Source organism: Ekhidna sp., assembly GCF_040223195.1.
Taxonomy (GTDB): Bacteria; Bacteroidota; Bacteroidia; order Cytophagales; family Cyclobacteriaceae; genus Ekhidna.
This window is the reverse complement of the sequence record NZ_JAVKDX010000022.1, coordinates 14856-31761: the sequence shown is the minus strand read 5'-3', so window position 1 is coordinate 31761 and position 16906 is coordinate 14856. Positions and strand designations below refer to the sequence as shown.

Below are 16906 nucleotides of genomic sequence, written 5' to 3'. Positions count from 1 at the left end.
ACTATGGGGAAGGTTTCCTTAGAGGGAATGGAATTCTACGCTCGTCACGGCTACTATGAAGAGGAGCGTGTGATTGGCAATAAATACAGCGTGGATGTAACGCTGGATCTGGATTTTTCTGAGGCTGCTTCAGACGATAAACTGGAAGGCACTGTCAATTATGAGAAAGTTTACGAGATTGTGCAAAATGTGATGAGCATAGATGCGAATCTGCTGGAACACCTGGCTGGCAAAATGATCAAAGCCCTGAAAGAAAATTTCTCACAAATCAATCACGTGCAGGTTAGGATAAGCAAGTACAACCCACCCATCAAAGGGCTATGCCACAAGGCGACTGTGGAGTTGGAGGGTTAAACAAATACAAAACCCCTCGCATCAGACTCATCGTAGAATTCGATCTTTTTCCCTACTAAAAACATCATTTCACGCTTCTGAATAAGGATTTGCACACCATCTTGGAAGTATTCATCATCCGTTTCTTTCTTCTTATCAAACCCCAGTTTGAAGCCAACTCCGCACCCCATGCCTTTTGTGGCAATGCGTAAGCCATACCCTTCCGGAATCCCTTTATTCCGGAGAATATTTTTCACCTCTTCCAGCGCTCGTTCCGTTATTTCAACTGGTGGTTTCATTTCTCGATTATTTATCAACACGGCCTTGAAATACTTAAAGCCTCCATGTAAAAGTATTATTTTTGACGTTTACCAAAACATTTAACAATCCAATCCATGGAAATGGTTTATGACCTTCTGAAAATAACGATTCCGGCCGCACTGGTTCTATATCTGGCATATCTGCTGGTTCGTTCGTTCCTGCAAAAACAACTGGACGAAATTGCCTTCACTGTGCGGCAGAAAAACCAGGAGATTGTGATCCCCATCCGCCTGCAGGCTTACGAGCGGATTGTACTCCTACTGGAGCGGATCACTCCTTCCAACCTGATTTCAAGATTGAGCAGCTCAGATTATACAGCAGAGGAGTTTCAGCAAATTTTGGTTCATGAGATTAGAAATGAATTTAACCATAACCTTTCCCAGCAGGTATATATGTCGGATAGTGCCTGGACGTATGTCACCACAGCTGTAGAGCAGACCATTTCTGTGATAAATTCCTCCGCCCACGGATTGGACGATAAGGCCAAAGGTTTTGACCTGGCAAGAGCCATTATCAACAACAGCGCAGGAGAAGAAATGGATACACCAAAGCAAGCCATTAAGTATATCAAGGAAGAAATTCAGGACGTTTTTTAATCAAGTGGAAAAGACCAAAAAAATATGGGAGAAAGCAAAGAAGACTGCTACTGATAAGGAGCAGATCAAGTCCACTATATCAAAAGCCGGGAGCAAGCTTAGAAGCATTGCGGAAAATTCCAATGAGCTAAAGGAGATGAAGTCTAAGCTCCAAATCCTGCTAAGGATGATTCAATCACACATTTCTGGAGAATATCGATCATTCCCGGTTTCCACTATAGTACTCATTGTTTTTGCGTTGGTTTACTTCATTACTCCCACAGACTTAATACCCGATTTTATCCCCTTACTTGGATTCACCGATGATGCTTCAGTGGTGTTTTTGATCATGCGGAAGCTCAACAGAGATATTAAGAAGTTTAACGAGTGGGAAGAAGACCAATGGGAACAAGCAGACTAGATAATTTGTATTACTCGCCTAAGTAAAAAATATGTCTGCAAGAAAAGCATTAGTAATCGGCGCAACAGGCTTGGTAGGAAACCAACTGGTAAGACTCCTCTTGAAAGAAGAGGCTTACAGCACCGTAATAGTGGTTTCCCGAAGACCTCATGAAATCAAAGATCCTAAGTTGGTAGAGGTCATTGTGAAGGATTTTGATGAGTTGGACAAGCATGCTTCCAGAATGAATGCGAACGATTTTTATTGTGCGCTGGGGACCACCAGAAAAAGGGCCGGATCAAAAGAAGCATTTCTGAAAATAGACGTTGACTACCCTTTAAAATTCGCCAAAATAGCAAGCAAGCAGCCCGATTTTAAGCAACTACTGGTTGTGACTGCTGTAGGGGCCAACAGTTCATCCCCGCTCTTCTACAACAAAGCAAAAGGGAAATTGGAAGATGAATTGGAGAAGATGAACCTTGTGGCTCTAAAGATATTTCAACCTTCTTTGTTGCTGGGCAACCGAGAAGAATACCGTTTTCTGGAAGAGGTTGCTAAGGTAATCAGCGCAATTGCTTCTTTCTTCGTCATTTCCTCCACAAAGAAAGTGGGTGCCATACATGATGTGGAGGTAGCCAAGGCGATGATACAGGTGGCGCTAAAAAGTGAAGAAGGCTTTGCGAGATACACTCCAAATCAAATGATAGAGATTGCATACTCATGAGGGCAGTAATCCAGCGTGTATTGTCTGCTTCCGTCACCATTAATGGTAAGATCAAATCAGAAATTGAAACAGGCCTATTGATCTTGCTTGGAATTGAGGAAGCTGACAATCAGGAAGATATTGAATGGCTTTGCAGGAAAATTGTTAATATGAGGATATTTCCAGATAAGGAGGGAGTGATGAATAATAGCCTACTCGATGTTAACGGAGAAGCCTTGGTTGTAAGTCAATTCACATTACATGCCAGCACCAAAAAAGGCAATCGGCCATCTTACATTCAAGCAGCCAAACCTGAGATAGCAATTCCACTCTATGAGGGGTTCGTTGCGGAATTTCAAAGCCTGATTCCTTCCGAAATAAGAATAGGTGAATTTGGTGCCAATATGAAGGTCTCGCTTGTAAATGACGGGCCCGTCACGATTTTAATAGACACGAAAAATAAGCAGTAATATTTTTTTGTCGATTTATATATTCCCCTTTGAAGCGGGTCAGGGTCATGTTACCTTTGCGCCTAATTTTCAAAGGATTGAGGAGAAACAAGTCACAATCCGCTGGCTTAATTACGAATGAAATGAGCATGGTTAAAAATACACTAACCGGTGGATGAATAGAGCTCATGCAAATTCCATGTGTGCCTTTGAAAATTAAAAATATACACATGAAGAACACACGAAACTTTTGCATCATCGCCCATATTGATCATGGTAAAAGTACCCTGGCCGATAGGCTTTTGGAGTTTACACATACAGTAAACGAGCGCGATATGCAGGCGCAGTTATTGGACAATATGGACCTGGAGCGTGAGCGTGGAATCACCATTAAAAGCCACGCTATTCAAATGGACTATGAGCTCAATGGAGAGAAGTACACACTCAATCTGATTGACACTCCTGGGCACGTAGATTTTTCGTACGAGGTTTCCCGTTCCATCGCGGCTTGTGAGGGTGCGTTGTTGGTGGTAGATGCTGCGCAAGGCATAGAAGCTCAGACCATTTCCAATCTTTATCTGGCGTTGGAGCATGATCTTGAGATTATTCCGGTTTTAAATAAAATTGACCTTCCGGGAGCCATGCCTGAGGAGGTTTCTGACCAGATTATTGACCTCATCGGGTGTGCCAAAGAGGACATCATTCACGCCAGTGCCAAGGAGGGGATTGGTATTACCGATATCCTTGAAGCGATCGTTCACAAGGTTCCGGCACCAGAAGGGGATGCGGATGAACCACTTCAGGCCATGATCTTTGATTCGGTCTTTAATCCGTACAGAGGAATCGAGGTTTTTTTCCGTGTATTCAATGGCACGCTGAATAAGGGAGACAAAGTGAAATTTGTCAATACCGGAAAAACCTACGAGGCAGACGAGATTGGGGTTTTGCGATTAAATCATGAGCCAAAGAAATCTATTGCTGCGGGAAATGTGGGCTACCTTATCTCTGGAATCAAGGTAGCGAAAGAAGTAAAAGTGGGTGATACAATCACACATGTGGAGCGTCCTACCCAGCGTCAGGTTAAAGGTTTTGAGGATGTAAAACCAATGGTTTTTGCCGGCATTTATCCGGTGGATACCAGTGAGTTTGAAGAGCTCAGGGCATCCATGGAAAAACTTCAGTTAAATGACGCGTCCCTGATCTGGGAGCCGGAAACTTCCGTCGCATTAGGCTTTGGTTTTAGATGCGGATTCTTGGGTATGCTGCATATGGAAATCGTGCAGGAAAGGCTGGAACGAGAGTTTGATATGACGGTGATTACAACAGTACCTTCAGTTCAGTTTCATGCTGTAGAACACGATGGCTCAATCCTGAAAGTAAGTGCTCCTTCTGAGCTTCCGGAACCCAATTTAATTAGCCATATAGAAGAGCCATTTATCCGAGCCCAGATCATTACCAAGTCTGATTACATCGGCCCTATAATCGCTCTTTGCATGGATAAAAGAGGAGAAATTAAGAACCAGGTGTACCTGACTTCTAATCGTGTAGAGCTTACTTTCGAGATTCCTCTGGCAGAAATTGTATTTGATTTCTTTGATAAGTTGAAGACGATTTCTCGTGGTTATGCCTCCCTTGATTATGAGTTGATAGGCTATCGAAGATCTACGATGGTGAAGTTGGATATCATGCTGAATGGTGATAAGGTGGATGCGCTTTCTGCCATAGTACATAGAGACAAAGCGTATGAGTGGGGAAAGAGACTCTGTGAAAAGCTGAAAGAATTGATCCCTCGCCAGATGTTTGAGATTGCTGTTCAGGCGGCTATTGGAACTAAAATCATTGCACGTGAAACAGTGAAAGCGATGCGTAAGAATGTATTGGCAAAATGCTATGGAGGGGATATCTCCAGAAAGAGAAAGCTACTGGAAAAGCAAAAGAAAGGGAAGAAACGAATGCGCCAGGTTGGCAATGTGGAAATCCCGCAAGAAGCATTCATGGCTGTTTTGAAACTCGACTAAATCAAAAGAAAGATGCCTACAATAATCGACGGAAAGAAAGTCTCTCAGGAAATTAAAAATGAAATTGCCCATAAGGTTGTCCAACTCAAATCTGAAGGAAAGCGGCCGCCCCATTTGGCGATTATTATTGTAGGAGATGATGGCGCAAGTCATACATACGTGAATGGTAAGATCAATGCATGCAAGGCAGTAGGCTTTGATTTTACTTTGATGCATTTCGCCAGCACGATTTCCGAAGAGAAACTAATCAAGCACATCGGGCAACTGAATGATGATGAGGATATTGATGGCTTTATTGTGCAAATTCCTCTACCCGATCATATCTCTGTCGAGAACATCACTGAGCGCATTGCCCCAGTGAAGGATGTAGATGGTTTCACGAACCAGAATTTCGGAAGCATTATGTCACACCATCAGCTGCTACTTCCGGCAACTCCATTTGGAGTGATGGAACTCATTCGTCGTTACGATATCCAAACGGAGGGTAAAAATTGCGTTATCGTAGGTGCGTCAAGAATAGCTGGAGCACCACTAAGCTTAATGATGCTTCAGGACGGGCGTGCCACGGTCACTGTGTGCCACAAGCTCACAGCCGATTTGAAAAGCCATACCAAAGAGGCCGATATTCTGGTGGTTGCTGTTGGAAAACCGGGCCTCATTACAAAAGACATGGTGAAGGAGGGTGCAGTAGTGATAGATGTAGGCACTACTCGCGTAGAGGATCCGTCAAAAAAATCGGGATTCAGACTCTCCGGGGATGTGGATTATGATGAGGTTGCACCGATCACCAGCTACATCACGCCAGTGCCTGGTGGTGTTGGTCCCATGACTATAGCCTCCTTGCTTGTGAACACATTCAAAGCATATGAGCGAAATCTCTGACCCGGAATACCTTCCGGTAATGGAGTCTTTTTATACCATTCAGGGTGAAGGCTTCTACTCCGGTACCCCTGCCTATTTTATCCGGCTGGGGGGGTGTGATGTGGGTTGCGTTTGGTGCGATGTGAAAGAATCTTGGGATGCCTCTCAATTCGATTGGTTTCATGTGGATGAAATCGTGAAAGAAGCGGTGGACTCAGGAACACGCATTGTGGTGGTGACGGGTGGTGAGCCATTAATGTACGATCTATCCGCCCTTACGAGATCGTTACAGGCTCAAGGGCTTCAAACCAATATTGAAACTTCAGGTGCATATCCTTTATCAGGAAATTGGGATTGGATTTGTTTTTCTCCAAAGAAATTCAAAAAGCCGCTTGATGAGTTTTACGCCAATTCACACGAACTCAAAGTGGTAGCATTCAATAAGAGCGATTTAAAATGGGCAGAAGATCATGGCGTGAAAATGACCAACACAGCTCAATTGTTTTTGCAACCGGAGTGGTCAAAAGAAAAAGAAATGACACCTTTGATCGTTGATTTTGTCAAGCGAAATCCAGGATGGAAGATATCATTACAGACACACAAATACATGGACATTCCCTGAGGGGCTTTCTTCTCACATTCATTTTGTGCACTTTTTCACTGGGTGCTTTTTCTCAAGCTGGGCTTTCCACTGAAAGCAAAAAGGCAAAGAAACTTTACGAAAAGGCAGACAAGAAATATCGTGAACGAGATTTCACAGGAGCCATTTCGCTTCTGGAGGAATCAACCAAGGAAGATCCCAATTTTTTTGAAGCCTACATCCGCATGGGAAGTCTATATAATGCGATGGGGAATGAGGATTCTGTGTATTCCAAATTTCAGAAATACGCTGGCTTGGCACCTGATCCCTTGGCCTCAGTATTGGAGAAGCTATCATTTATGGCTTTTGATCGAGGCGAATATGAAAAAGCACAGTCATTTCTGGATTCATTTCTAAAGCGAGTTCCGGAAAGGTCCTCAGGCACTGAAATACAGCTTTTGATTAAAAGCCTTGAGTTTGTCAATGATCAACTAAGTAAACCTGGGGATAGTGTAATCGTTGAAACCCTCCCTTCCGAGATCAATCGATTTAAGCTCCAATACCTGCCATCCGTCACCATAGACAATGCGGCCATTTTCTATACCAAACGCGACGATGTGAGGGGTGATGAGGATATTGTTGTGAGCCATTATAAAAATGGTTCCTGGCAGTCGGCTCAATCGGTTTCATCCCGCATTAACTCGCCGCTAAACGAGGGGGCTTGCTCCGTCTCCGCCGATGGGCGTACGTTGATTTTTACTTCTTGTGATGATAAATATTCCTTGGGAAGCTGCGATTTATATATAACTCAAAAAGTGGGAGATGTCTGGTCGCAACCAAAAAATATTGGAAAACCTGTTAACTCCATTTACTGGGAATCACAACCATCTTTATCTGCAGACGGAAAGACACTCTATTTTTCATCAAACAGGAAAGGTGGCTATGGAGGGCGGGATCTATGGGTGTCTAAAAACACAAATGGGAAGTGGACAGAGCCGGTAAATCTTGGCGAGGCAATAAATTCACCTCGGGACGAGACCACCCCATTTATTCATCCAAATGGCACATGGCTTTATTTTTCAGCCAATGGTTACCCCGGGATGGGCGGGTATGATTTGTATGTTTCCAAATTTGATTCAGTATGGCATATGCCTGAGAATCTTGGATACCCGATCAATACATTCCGTGATGAAGTGGCAATCGTAATAACGGGTGATGGGTCACAAGCTTATTTTGCCAAGGAAGAGCAGAAGAATTTTGAAATACTCGAAAGTAAATTGGTAAGCATAAAGTTGCCGCTCGAACTGAAGGCTACAGGAGCTTCCTACATTGTTGGCAATGTTACAGATAGTAAAACCGGGAAACCTCTTGGGGCTGAGATTGAGATCATTGATCTAACTACCAATGAAAAAATTTATCAGAGTAAATCGGATTCTCTCTCCGGGGAGTATTATATGGTTTTACCTTCAGGCTTGAGCCTTGGTGCATATGTAAAGAAGAAGGGATACTTATACTCAGATCAGCATTTCACCTCTGAGATAAATGATTTGAGCTCACCTGATACATTGGATCTATTACTCGATCCGGTAGAGATTGGCAAGTCAATTGTCCTAAAGAACATTTATTTTGATTTAGACTCATATGAAATACGCGAGGAATCCCAGTCTGAAATAGAAAATGCATTTCAGCTAATGAGGCAGAATCCTAAAATTATAGTTGAAATAGCAGGACATACAGATGATTCCGGGACTAGATCTCACAATATGGAATTATCTAAACAGCGAGCAAAAGCTGTCCATGATCGGCTCATAGAAATGGGAATCAATAGTGACCGATTAAATTATAAAGGTTATGCGGATTCATCACCCCTCTTACCGAACACATCAGAAAACAACCGTAAATCCAACCGCCGAATCGAATTTCGTGTCCTACGGGTAAGCCAATGAAAGGTTTTGCTTTTTGTTACAAAATTCAAATTTCTTCACATCAAAATTTAATTAAAGTAATACTTGAAGTGCTAGATTATTATTTTGAATATCAGCCATTATCATTTGATAGACATGATTTTCAGCGTTTTTCTTACACAGAGGGTATTTATTTGGGAAATATTGATTTGTGAATTGTTTGTTAATTATTCTTAAAAAGCCATATCTTTCGGGTTTAAATAAATTAATGTTTAACAATTAACTAGTTAGTATGAAGAGGATTTTACTACTAAGTTTTGCGTTCTTAACTGTTATTGCTTTTAGTGCAATAGCGCAAAGAACGGTTTCTGGTAAAGTCACCGATGACACGGGTGAGTCTTTGCCAGGAGTGAACGTTGTGATTAAAGGCACAACAACTGGTACAACAACTGATCTAGATGGTAATTTCCGTCTTGAGGTTGAAGAGGGAGCTACTTTAGTTTTCTCATTCGTTGGATTTGAAACTCAGGAAGTTCAAGTAGGAGCAAGAACTACAATTGACATTTCAATGGGTGGCGCAACAGAACTTCAAGAAGTGGTTGTTACTGCGGTAGGTATCGAAAGAGATGCCAAGGCTTTAGGTATATCTGTTGAAAGTATAAGTGCTGACAAAATTCAGCAGGTAAGTGAACCAGATCCACTTAGAGCTTTACAAGGAAAAATAGCCGGAGTAAATATTTCTGGGTCATCAGGTGCTCCAGGAAGTACTACTCGAATTACTATTAGAGGTAATTCATCTCTCCTTGGAAATAATCAGCCTTTATTTGTTGTAGATGGCATTCCGTACAATAATCAATCCAACGGTTCATTTACAGGTCTAACTCAAGGAGGTGCATATGGAAGTAGAATTGCAGATATTGATCCAAATAATATTGAGTCAATAAACGTCCTAAAGGGAGGAGCTGCTGCAGCCCTCTATGGAACAAGAGCATCAAACGGTGTTGTTGTAATTACTACAAAGAGTGGAAATTCTAGAGCGGCAAAGAAGGGGCTTGAAGTTCAAGTGAGATCTTCATATGCAGTTGAAAAAATTGCAAATCTGCCTGATTATCAAAATAAATATGGAACAGGTACAAACTTTACCTATCAGCAAGCAAATGGTTCATGGGGAGCACCTTTTCCTGGTACAGTACCTTATAGAACTGTTGAGACAATTCCTCATTGGTATGCTGGTAGAGCTGGATTTAATGGTATTTATGATAACGTAACTGTTCCTTATCAGGCTTATCCGGATAACGTAAAGAATCTTTTCCAAGATGGAAGTGTTTTAGAGAATTCGGTAACAATAAGTGGTGGTGGAGAAAATTCCAATTTGTCATTGACAGCTACCAGGACTGATCAAGATGGTTACGTTCCAAATACTGAGTATGGAAAAACAGCTATAGGTGTTGGAGGTACTTCAAGACTTGAAAATGGACTTTATGTAAGTGCTAACCTTCAATATACTAAGTCTAAGCAAACTGGAGTTCAGAGTGGCGTTGGAGCATTGGGAGGAAATAACCCATCTGCTTTTGCTCGAGCTTTGTATTTGGGAAGAAACTGGGATGTTCACGGTCAACCATTTGAAAATCCAACTGATAGAGGAAGTGAATTTATGGTAGGAAGAGGCCAGGCTGACAACCCTCTTTGGTCTTATAAAAACAACGGATTTGTGACTGATGTTGATAGAATTTTAACAGCTCTATCCCTTGAGTATGATATCAACGATTGGCTATCTGCTTCTTACAAAATAGGTATTAACACGTATAATCAACGGAATTTGAGCTATATCCGCCCTGGTTCTACAGGTCCTTCTACCAATCCTGGTATAGGTGAATTGACTGAGGATAATATCAGATTTGAGGAAATTGAGTCGAATTTTATTCTATCAAGTCAATTTGACATTAATGAGGATTTTGATTTGAGCGCTTTAGTTGGATATAATGTGAATCAAAGAACATCTCAACGACAGGCATATCAAGGACAACAATTTGTAGATTTTGATATTCTTGATTTGGATAATACCAACGCAGTTGTTCCATTTGGCGGGCAATATTCTCAAAGAAGGCTTTATGGTGTGTATGCTGACGTTACATTGGGTTACAGGGATTATGCGTTCCTGACTTTAACTGCACGTAATGACTGGTCATCTACACTTCCAAAAGGAAACAATAGTTTCTTCTATCCTGCGGTGCAAGGGTCTTTCATTCTATCTGAGGCTCTTGGAATGCAAAGCAATGCTGTAAGCAACATTAAATTGAGAGCTGCATGGTCAGAAGTGGGTAGTGATACTAATCCATATCAGGTTGTGCCTACTTACAATATCAACAATGCACCTTTCCCTTTTACACCAACAGGTGGAACCACTGCATCGGGGTATTCATTGTCAAATATTGCAAGAGACCCGGATTTCCAACCAGAAAGATCACGTGAGGTCGAATTTGGTATTAATGCTGGCTTTTTGAACAATAAGGTTAATTTGGATGTAACTTATTATAACAAGAGTACAACCAATCAAATTGTAAGTGTTGCATTACCAGGAGAAACTGGTTTTACCTCTCTTACTACAAACTCTGGTGAAGTGACCAATGAGGGTGTTGAAATAACTCTTAATGCTAATCCGGTTAGTGTTTCAGGGTTTGAATGGAACTTGATTGGTACATTCACTCATAACAAGAACCTCGTGGTTTCAATTGCAGATGGAGTTGATGAGCTTGTCTTCGGAACCGGTTTTGCTGGAGCTGTAGCTTCTGTTCATAGGCCTGGCCAAGAATATGGTCTTCTACGAGGATCGGTTGATGCAAGAGATGATGAGGGTAACCTTCTAGTGGACCCAGCCAATGGACAATTGATGGCAGCTCTTGATCCAGCTATCATAGGAAATCCAAACCCTGATTTCATTCTTGGTCTTACAAATAGTTTTTCCTATAAAGGAATAACCCTTTCAGCGGTGATTGATTGGAGACAAGGCGGTGATTTGTATTCAAACACGGTGTTGAGTTTATTGGGTAGAGGAGTATTAAAGGCTACTGAGGACAGGGAAAGAAACTGGATTATTCCAGGTGTTTATGGGGATCCTAATACTCTTGAGCCTATACGTGACGAAAGTGGAGCTAAGACAGACAATACGACAGTTATTGAGACAAACTCCTTGTATTTTGGTCAGAGTTTTGCGATCAATGCTTCAGATGAATGGTCTGTTTTTGACGCAACGGTTATAAGACTTAGAGAGGTTTCCATTGGATATACATTCCCTAAGTCGCTAGTTGATTCCACTCCTTTTGGGGGTATTCAATTGACATTCACGGGAAGAAACCTGTGGTATAATGCACCAAATTTCCCTGAAAGTACAAACTTTGACCCGGAAGTGTCTCAGTTTGCTAGTTCTGGAAACACGGCTGTTTCAAACCAGGCAGGTATTGAGTATAGTGCTACACCTACGGTTAAGCGTTATGGTGTTAACTTGAAGCTTACTTTTTAATCAATAAATTAAGATTCAAAATGAATAGATATATAAAATTTCTTTTTGCAGGAGTTTTGGCCTTTTCGGCTATGTCTTGCAAGGATTTCCTTGATATTAATGAGGATCCGAATAGCCCGACTACAGCACCACTGAGGGGACTTTTACCCGAGACTCAGATTGCTTTAACAGGGCAAATAGGTATGGCCGGATTGTCTGGTTATACAGCGAACTTAGTTGGTCATTACACAACCAGAGGAAACTTGTCTGATTATGGTTTGACAGGTAATGACTTTTCAGTAACAACAAACTGGAATAACATATATGCAAGAACACTTCAGGACTTGAAAGAGATGGACGCTCTTGCCCAGATTGAAGGTGAGGTGCAGTACAGAGCAGTGGGTAGGATACTGAAGGCTTATGCTTATTCTGTTTTGGTTGACCTTTGGGGTGATGTTCCCTTGCGTGACGCAAACTTAGGAGGAGCAAATACTGAGCCTAGGTATGATGATGGAGCGGCCATTTATGATACATGTTTTATTAATCTTGACTTGGCAATTGCAGCTCTTGAAACCGATCCGACATCAACGATGGCGAGTGATGACTTGTTTTTTGGTGGTGATGTTAGTTTGTGGATTCAAGCAGCTAAGACGTTGAAGCTTAGGCTTGTTACTCAGGCCCGATTAGCAAATAATCCAACAAATTATCTTGCATCCTTCAATCCTGCCACAGATTTATTGGCTACTGATTGGGAGCTTCAGTATGGAACTAGTATTAATCCAGACAATAGGAATCCACTCTATATTGGAGAATGGGCACCTGCAGGTTCTGCAAGGAATATTGATCCATTCTTTTATGAAGTAATGACAGGACAGAATTCATTCTTTCCTAATGAGGCCACTCCTTACACAGATGCTATAATAGGTGTAAATGATCCCAGGGTACGTTATTATTGGTATAACCAATTAGGACCTGGCGATACCCCGGAGAATCCGGTTGCTTATTTGAATGGTTTTTTCCTTTCCATCTATGGATTCTCTTTTAATATAGATCCTAACGAAGGGTTTGATCAAGGGTCATCTAGAACATTAAGTGGGTTATATCCAGGTGGAGGTGCGTATGATAATGGCTCAGGTGTTAATGGAAACTTTAACGGCCCTGGTGACACACCGCAAAGATTGCTCACCAGATACAATGCTTATTTCAACTTATCAGAATTAGCCTTGAATGGAACAACCTATGGTGGGGGTGATGCGAGATCGTATTTTGAGGATGGTGTAAGGGAAGCATTTGCTAAAGTTAACGCTTATGCATCTGCTGCTGGTGCTCCGTTGATTGCTGGTGCAACCATAGACTCATATGTGACTGACGTATTAGGTTATTATGATGCAGCTGCAAATAATAACGAGAGATTGGAAATCATTATGATTGAAAAGTGGAAAGCGAATTTTGGTCTTGATATTGTTGCATATAATGATTATCGTAGAACAGGCTTCCCAAGACTACATGATGGAGATACGGATATTTTGCCTCAAACAGACAGACAGAGAAATTATCCTGTGTCGCTTCCATATAATACGAACAGCTTGCAGATTAATGGAAATGCACCTGCACAACGTGTTATCGCCAATGACAAAGTATTTTGGGATAATTAAAAATTGGTAAAATGAAGAAAATAACATATTTATTATTAGTAGGTATTATTGCTTTTTCGTGTAAAGATGACGAGGCAGTTAGGGTACCTGAACTGGAAGAAGGAGTGACAATGAGAGTGGACGTAAATCCCAACCAATCATTCCTTGATTTTGCAGATTTGTCGAATGCTTATGTAGAGTTTGATTTATTTACAGTATCTGATTTTATTGATAAAATTGATATTTATATTCAATACTCTAATTTGAGGCAGGATTCAGTTTACAATACAGTACTTTGGCAAACTATTCAGGGTAGTGATTTTGATAGTGAAGGTTCAATTAGAAACGTAACACTGGAAACTCAGGATTTGCTGGATTTGTATGAAATAGCTAGCTCTGATACGCTTTCTGGCGGTGATGTAATCACATTCTTCACTTATACTACAACAGATGACGGAAGGATATTCCCGGATACTGTTCTTCAGGGTACAGATTTTGAAGGTGTAAATGTTGATCCATCATTTGCTATTAACTCTACATCTAGTTTTTCGTCTGGATTTATCGCTTACGTGGCATGTCCAACTGATGCGAGTTTATGGGTTGGTGAGTACAGTACAGCAGTTTCAAACGTGAATGCTTTCTGTGGTTTGCTTGATTGTAATGCTACACGTGATGCTACGGTTTCATTAGTTGGAAACCCGGAACCTTTTAGATACACAATGACAGCCCATGATGCTGGACTTTGGGGTAGTTTTGATCCAGGATCTTTAGATAGAGCGGGTAATTTTTATGATATCTGCGAGACTCCTTTGTTGTTGCCATCTCCTACAGGTTATGGTGATCATCAAGATGTTGGTGGAGGAGCAAGAGATGAGAACACTGGAGTATTCTCATATAACTGGTGTAACTTCTTTAACCCAGTTTGTGGAACTACAACATTCACACCTCTTTAGGTTTAATTGGGTATGAAAAATTAAGAAGAGGCTATTCGTAAGAATAGCCTCTCTTTATTTTTGGGTAAAAGTTATGAATAGAATTTTATTATTTGGAATAATCCTTCTTGTTATCGAGTGCTGTTCCTCTGAAACCAAAAAGGTTTTTTTGAATAGGGTTCAGGGAGATGAAGTATCAAAGATTAGAACCTACAAGTTTCTTCAAGAAATTGGAGCTCTTGTGAGTTGGGATGATAAGAACTTTTTGACCACTAAAAGTAATATTGATGAGCGTACATTTGGTCATTATGATGCAGTACTTTTTCGATCGCTTGTGGATTCAGTACCTCTGATTTATAAAAGAGATGTTAATGGATATATATCTATCGACTTCATTATGGAAGGTCAAGATGGTTTTGTTGTGGAGGAAGGAGACACCAGTTACATGAGCCCTGTTAAAATTGGCTTTATGAAATATTGGGGAAGTCTTGACTTCTTTAAATGCATAAGGCATCTTACTGAAGCTGATAGCATTCGGGTAAGATTCAATGACTATGGTCAAATGGCTGTCTTTGATAGTACTACTGATAGATTTCTTTATGGTTTTGCTTTTGAACCAAATAATTGGCTGCCAAAGGAGTTTATTAGACCGAAATTTAATGATCAGAATATATCTTTAAGAATAGAAGAATGGAGTGAGGTAGAGGGAATAAAGTATCCTTCTAAGTACTCAAATGTTGATTATACTTTTGAGGAGAAAATTGTAGATGTAATTTTCTGCTCTGATATGAATACCTGTACTACTATGCTTTGATTGGTATGACGAACATTTCATTAAGACTTGTTTTGACTTTCTTGTCTATTCAGGCTCTTCAGGGACAAGAGCTGGATGGATACGGAAATAATATAGCCAATCCCTCATGGGGTAGCTCAAATACGCAGTTTCTAAGGTTGTCAATACCTGAATATGATGACGGTTTATCAGAGCCAAGGATGGAAGGTTTACCTAATCCAAGACTGGTAAGTAACAAGATTTTAAATCAGGAATTCCCCCACTATGATGAAGAACTTAGTGACTTTTTTTGGGTTTATGGACAGTTTGTTGATCATGATTTGGTACTTAATAGAGGTAACTCCGGGGAAACAGTTCAAATAGATGTTCCATCAGGAGACCCCTTTTTTGATCCACTAGGAAATGGCTTTGCCAAAATGCAAATATCCAGGAGTAAGACTTTTGGGGATGATGCTATAAGGCAACATTCAAATGAGACTTCCTCTTTCTTAGATTGTTCGGCAGTATATAGCACGTCTCAGGAAAGATTGAACTGGTTAAGAACACATCAAGGAGGCAAACTGAAGACTTCTGAGGGAGAAAACTTACCTTACAATACTATTGATGGAAAATATTCCAGTGAAATTGATTTTACCGCTCCCTTAATGGAGTTGAATACTTTTGAAAGACCTGAGAAGTATTATGTTGCGGGTGATATTCGAGCTAATGAGCATCCTGGATTATCTTCCATTCATATCTTATTTATGCGTGAGCACAATAGATTGTGCGAGGAATTAAAATCTAAACATCCAGAATGGGATGATGAACAATTGTTTCAATCAGCGAGAAAATATAACATCTCATATTTTCAAGCAATTACAGTTTATGAATGGCTGCCTCTTCTAAGAATTAATCTTGGTCACTATGAAGGTTATGATTTGAATGTCAACCCCTCAATTAGTTCTGAATTCTCAACCACTGCTTTTCGATTTGGCCACTCTTTGGTGAATGAACAAATTCTACGTTTAGATGACAATGGGAATGAATGGTCTTTTGGAAGCATATCTATTAAAGAAGCTTTTTTTTCTACTCAAGAAATTCTTAATGAAGGTGGGATTGCCCCCATTCTTAGAGGTATGAAGGCGCAGAATCAACAAAAGCTGGATGTAGGAGTAGTTGGTTCGCTAAGAAATTTTCTTTTCGGACCTCCTGGCTCTGGGGGCATGGATTTATCTGTTATGAATATTTTGAGGGGGCGTGAAAGAGGAATTTCAGATTTCAATTCAATTCGGGAAGCCATAGGCCTGACTACATATAATTCATTTTATCAATTGTGTGAGGATTCTGATATCATAGAAAAAATGGAAGATATTTATGAAATCGACAATATTGATCCTTGGGTAGGAATGTTGGCTGAGAAGAAGGTCGGGAATAATCCAATTGGCGAAACAATGAAGGTTATTATTCAAAATCAATTTGAAAGTCTTCGTTCTGGTGATCGATTTTGGTTTGAAAACGACTCTTTTTTTTCAGACAATGAAAAAAATCAAATTAGGAATACCACTTTAGCAGAATTAATTGAACGAAATACGAATGTCAAGAACTTAGATGAAGTTTTTAAGGCAAATGGACAGATTACAGCTATTCTAAATAATGAGGGTAATATTATAGATTCTTACAATTTTAAGTTGTTTCCAAACCCTTTTTTCGATAATGTTAATATTGAGTTTGACAGTAATAGAAGTTGGATCGGTAATCTTGTAGTTTCTGATTTGAGCGGAAGACGCTTATTTGAAAGAGAGTTTGCAATAAAAACAGGCAGTAATTTGATCAGTTTTGATTTACAAGGACTTTCCAAGGGAACTTTGATATTTCAAATCTTTATAGATAAGGGGGTGGAGATTTTGAAAGTAACAAAAAATTGA

15 protein-coding genes are annotated in these 16906 nt (G+C 40.5%); 14 read left to right on the top strand and 1 reads right to left on the bottom strand.

Annotated features, from left to right (window positions below; translation table 11 throughout):
* Positions 1 to 3: 3 nt before the first annotated feature.
* Positions 4 to 354 (top strand): dihydroneopterin aldolase, encoded by a 351-nt coding sequence (gene folB / locus RLN88_RS13745; protein WP_350221988.1) that lies wholly within the window; start codon positions 4 to 6, stop codon positions 352 to 354.
* Here the strand turns inward: folB and RLN88_RS13740 are convergent.
* Positions 351 to 632 carry a HesB/IscA family protein gene (locus tag RLN88_RS13740; RefSeq protein WP_350221987.1) on the bottom strand — a complete coding sequence of 94 codons (282 nt, stop codon included), beginning with the start codon at positions 630 to 632 and terminating at the stop codon, positions 351 to 353. The two genes, folB and RLN88_RS13740, sit on opposite strands and share 4 nt — an antisense overlap.
* Before the next feature lie 96 nt (positions 633 to 728).
* Between RLN88_RS13740 and RLN88_RS13735 the strand changes: the two genes are divergently transcribed.
* The 13 genes from RLN88_RS13735 to RLN88_RS13675 all read left to right on the top strand — a co-directional run bounded on the left by RLN88_RS13735 (position 729) and on the right by RLN88_RS13675 (position 16906).
* Positions 729 to 1250 (top strand): DUF7935 family protein, encoded by a 522-nt coding sequence (locus RLN88_RS13735; protein ID WP_350221986.1) that lies wholly within the window; start codon positions 729 to 731, stop codon positions 1248 to 1250.
* Positions 1251 to 1254: 4 nt separating this feature from the next.
* The gene (locus tag RLN88_RS13730; protein ID WP_350221985.1) at positions 1255 to 1650 is read left to right on the top strand and encodes a YkvA family protein; all 396 of its coding nucleotides are present in this window, start codon (positions 1255 to 1257) and stop codon (positions 1648 to 1650) included.
* Positions 1651 to 1681: 31 nt separating this feature from the next.
* The gene (locus RLN88_RS13725) at positions 1682 to 2353 is read left to right on the top strand and encodes an NAD-dependent epimerase/dehydratase family protein (RefSeq protein WP_350221984.1); all 672 of its coding nucleotides are present in this window, start codon (positions 1682 to 1684) and stop codon (positions 2351 to 2353) included.
* The gene (dtd, locus tag RLN88_RS13720; RefSeq protein ID WP_350221983.1) at positions 2350 to 2802 is read left to right on the top strand and encodes a D-aminoacyl-tRNA deacylase; all 453 of its coding nucleotides are present in this window, start codon (positions 2350 to 2352) and stop codon (positions 2800 to 2802) included. Before RLN88_RS13725 ends, dtd begins: the two co-directional genes overlap by 4 nt.
* Positions 2803 to 3011: 209 nt before the next feature.
* On the top strand, positions 3012 to 4799 hold the full coding sequence (lepA, locus tag RLN88_RS13715) for a translation elongation factor 4 (protein WP_350221982.1): 1788 nt from the start codon (positions 3012 to 3014) through the stop codon (positions 4797 to 4799).
* 12 nt (positions 4800 to 4811) lie between these two features.
* Positions 4812 to 5681, top strand: a complete 870-nt coding sequence (locus tag RLN88_RS13710) for a bifunctional 5,10-methylenetetrahydrofolate dehydrogenase/5,10-methenyltetrahydrofolate cyclohydrolase (protein ID WP_350221981.1) — start codon at positions 4812 to 4814, stop codon at positions 5679 to 5681.
* Positions 5665 to 6282: a 7-carboxy-7-deazaguanine synthase QueE gene (locus RLN88_RS13705; RefSeq protein ID WP_350221980.1), complete on the top strand. Its 618-nt coding sequence runs from the start codon at positions 5665 to 5667 to the stop codon at positions 6280 to 6282. Before RLN88_RS13710 ends, RLN88_RS13705 begins: the two co-directional genes overlap by 17 nt.
* The gene (locus tag RLN88_RS13700) at positions 6237 to 8186 is read left to right on the top strand and encodes an OmpA family protein (protein ID WP_350221979.1); all 1950 of its coding nucleotides are present in this window, start codon (positions 6237 to 6239) and stop codon (positions 8184 to 8186) included. Before RLN88_RS13705 ends, RLN88_RS13700 begins: the two co-directional genes overlap by 46 nt.
* 250 nt (positions 8187 to 8436) lie before the next feature.
* Positions 8437 to 11664: a SusC/RagA family TonB-linked outer membrane protein gene (locus tag RLN88_RS13695; protein WP_350221978.1), complete on the top strand. Its 3228-nt coding sequence runs from the start codon at positions 8437 to 8439 to the stop codon at positions 11662 to 11664.
* Between the two features lie 20 nt (positions 11665 to 11684).
* Complete coding sequence (locus RLN88_RS13690; protein WP_350221977.1) at positions 11685 to 13298, top strand: SusD/RagB family nutrient-binding outer membrane lipoprotein; 1614 nt, start codon at positions 11685 to 11687, stop codon at positions 13296 to 13298.
* 11 nt (positions 13299 to 13309) lie between these two features.
* On the top strand, positions 13310 to 14230 hold the full coding sequence (locus RLN88_RS13685; protein WP_350221976.1) for a hypothetical protein: 921 nt from the start codon (positions 13310 to 13312) through the stop codon (positions 14228 to 14230).
* 73 nt (positions 14231 to 14303) lie between these two features.
* The gene (locus RLN88_RS13680) at positions 14304 to 15023 is read left to right on the top strand and encodes a hypothetical protein (RefSeq protein WP_350221975.1); all 720 of its coding nucleotides are present in this window, start codon (positions 14304 to 14306) and stop codon (positions 15021 to 15023) included.
* A gap of 5 nt (positions 15024 to 15028) precedes the next feature.
* On the top strand, positions 15029 to 16906 hold the full coding sequence (locus RLN88_RS13675) for a peroxidase family protein (RefSeq protein WP_350221974.1): 1878 nt from the start codon (positions 15029 to 15031) through the stop codon (positions 16904 to 16906).

Excerpts from the sequence above, each read along its gene's own strand:
- folB (WP_350221988.1), top strand. The coding sequence starts at position 4 with ATGGGGAAGGTTTCCTTAGAGGGAATGGAATTCTACGCTCGTCACGGC.
- RLN88_RS13740 (WP_350221987.1), bottom strand. The coding sequence starts at position 632 with ATGAAACCACCAGTTGAAATAACGGAACGAGCGCTGGAAGAGGTGAAA.
- RLN88_RS13735 (WP_350221986.1), top strand. The coding sequence starts at position 729 with ATGGAAATGGTTTATGACCTTCTGAAAATAACGATTCCGGCCGCACTG.
- RLN88_RS13725 (WP_350221984.1), top strand. The coding sequence starts at position 1,682 with ATGTCTGCAAGAAAAGCATTAGTAATCGGCGCAACAGGCTTGGTAGGA.
- dtd (WP_350221983.1), top strand. The coding sequence starts at position 2,350 with ATGAGGGCAGTAATCCAGCGTGTATTGTCTGCTTCCGTCACCATTAAT.
- lepA (WP_350221982.1), top strand. The coding sequence starts at position 3,012 with ATGAAGAACACACGAAACTTTTGCATCATCGCCCATATTGATCATGGT.
- RLN88_RS13710 (WP_350221981.1), top strand. The coding sequence starts at position 4,812 with ATGCCTACAATAATCGACGGAAAGAAAGTCTCTCAGGAAATTAAAAAT.
- RLN88_RS13705 (WP_350221980.1), top strand. The coding sequence starts at position 5,665 with ATGAGCGAAATCTCTGACCCGGAATACCTTCCGGTAATGGAGTCTTTT.
- RLN88_RS13700 (WP_350221979.1), top strand. The coding sequence starts at position 6,237 with ATGGAAGATATCATTACAGACACACAAATACATGGACATTCCCTGAGG.
- RLN88_RS13695 (WP_350221978.1), top strand. The coding sequence starts at position 8,437 with ATGAAGAGGATTTTACTACTAAGTTTTGCGTTCTTAACTGTTATTGCT.
- RLN88_RS13690 (WP_350221977.1), top strand. The coding sequence starts at position 11,685 with ATGAATAGATATATAAAATTTCTTTTTGCAGGAGTTTTGGCCTTTTCG.
- RLN88_RS13685 (WP_350221976.1), top strand. The coding sequence starts at position 13,310 with ATGAAGAAAATAACATATTTATTATTAGTAGGTATTATTGCTTTTTCG.
- RLN88_RS13680 (WP_350221975.1), top strand. The coding sequence starts at position 14,304 with ATGAATAGAATTTTATTATTTGGAATAATCCTTCTTGTTATCGAGTGC.
- RLN88_RS13675 (WP_350221974.1), top strand. The coding sequence starts at position 15,029 with ATGACGAACATTTCATTAAGACTTGTTTTGACTTTCTTGTCTATTCAG.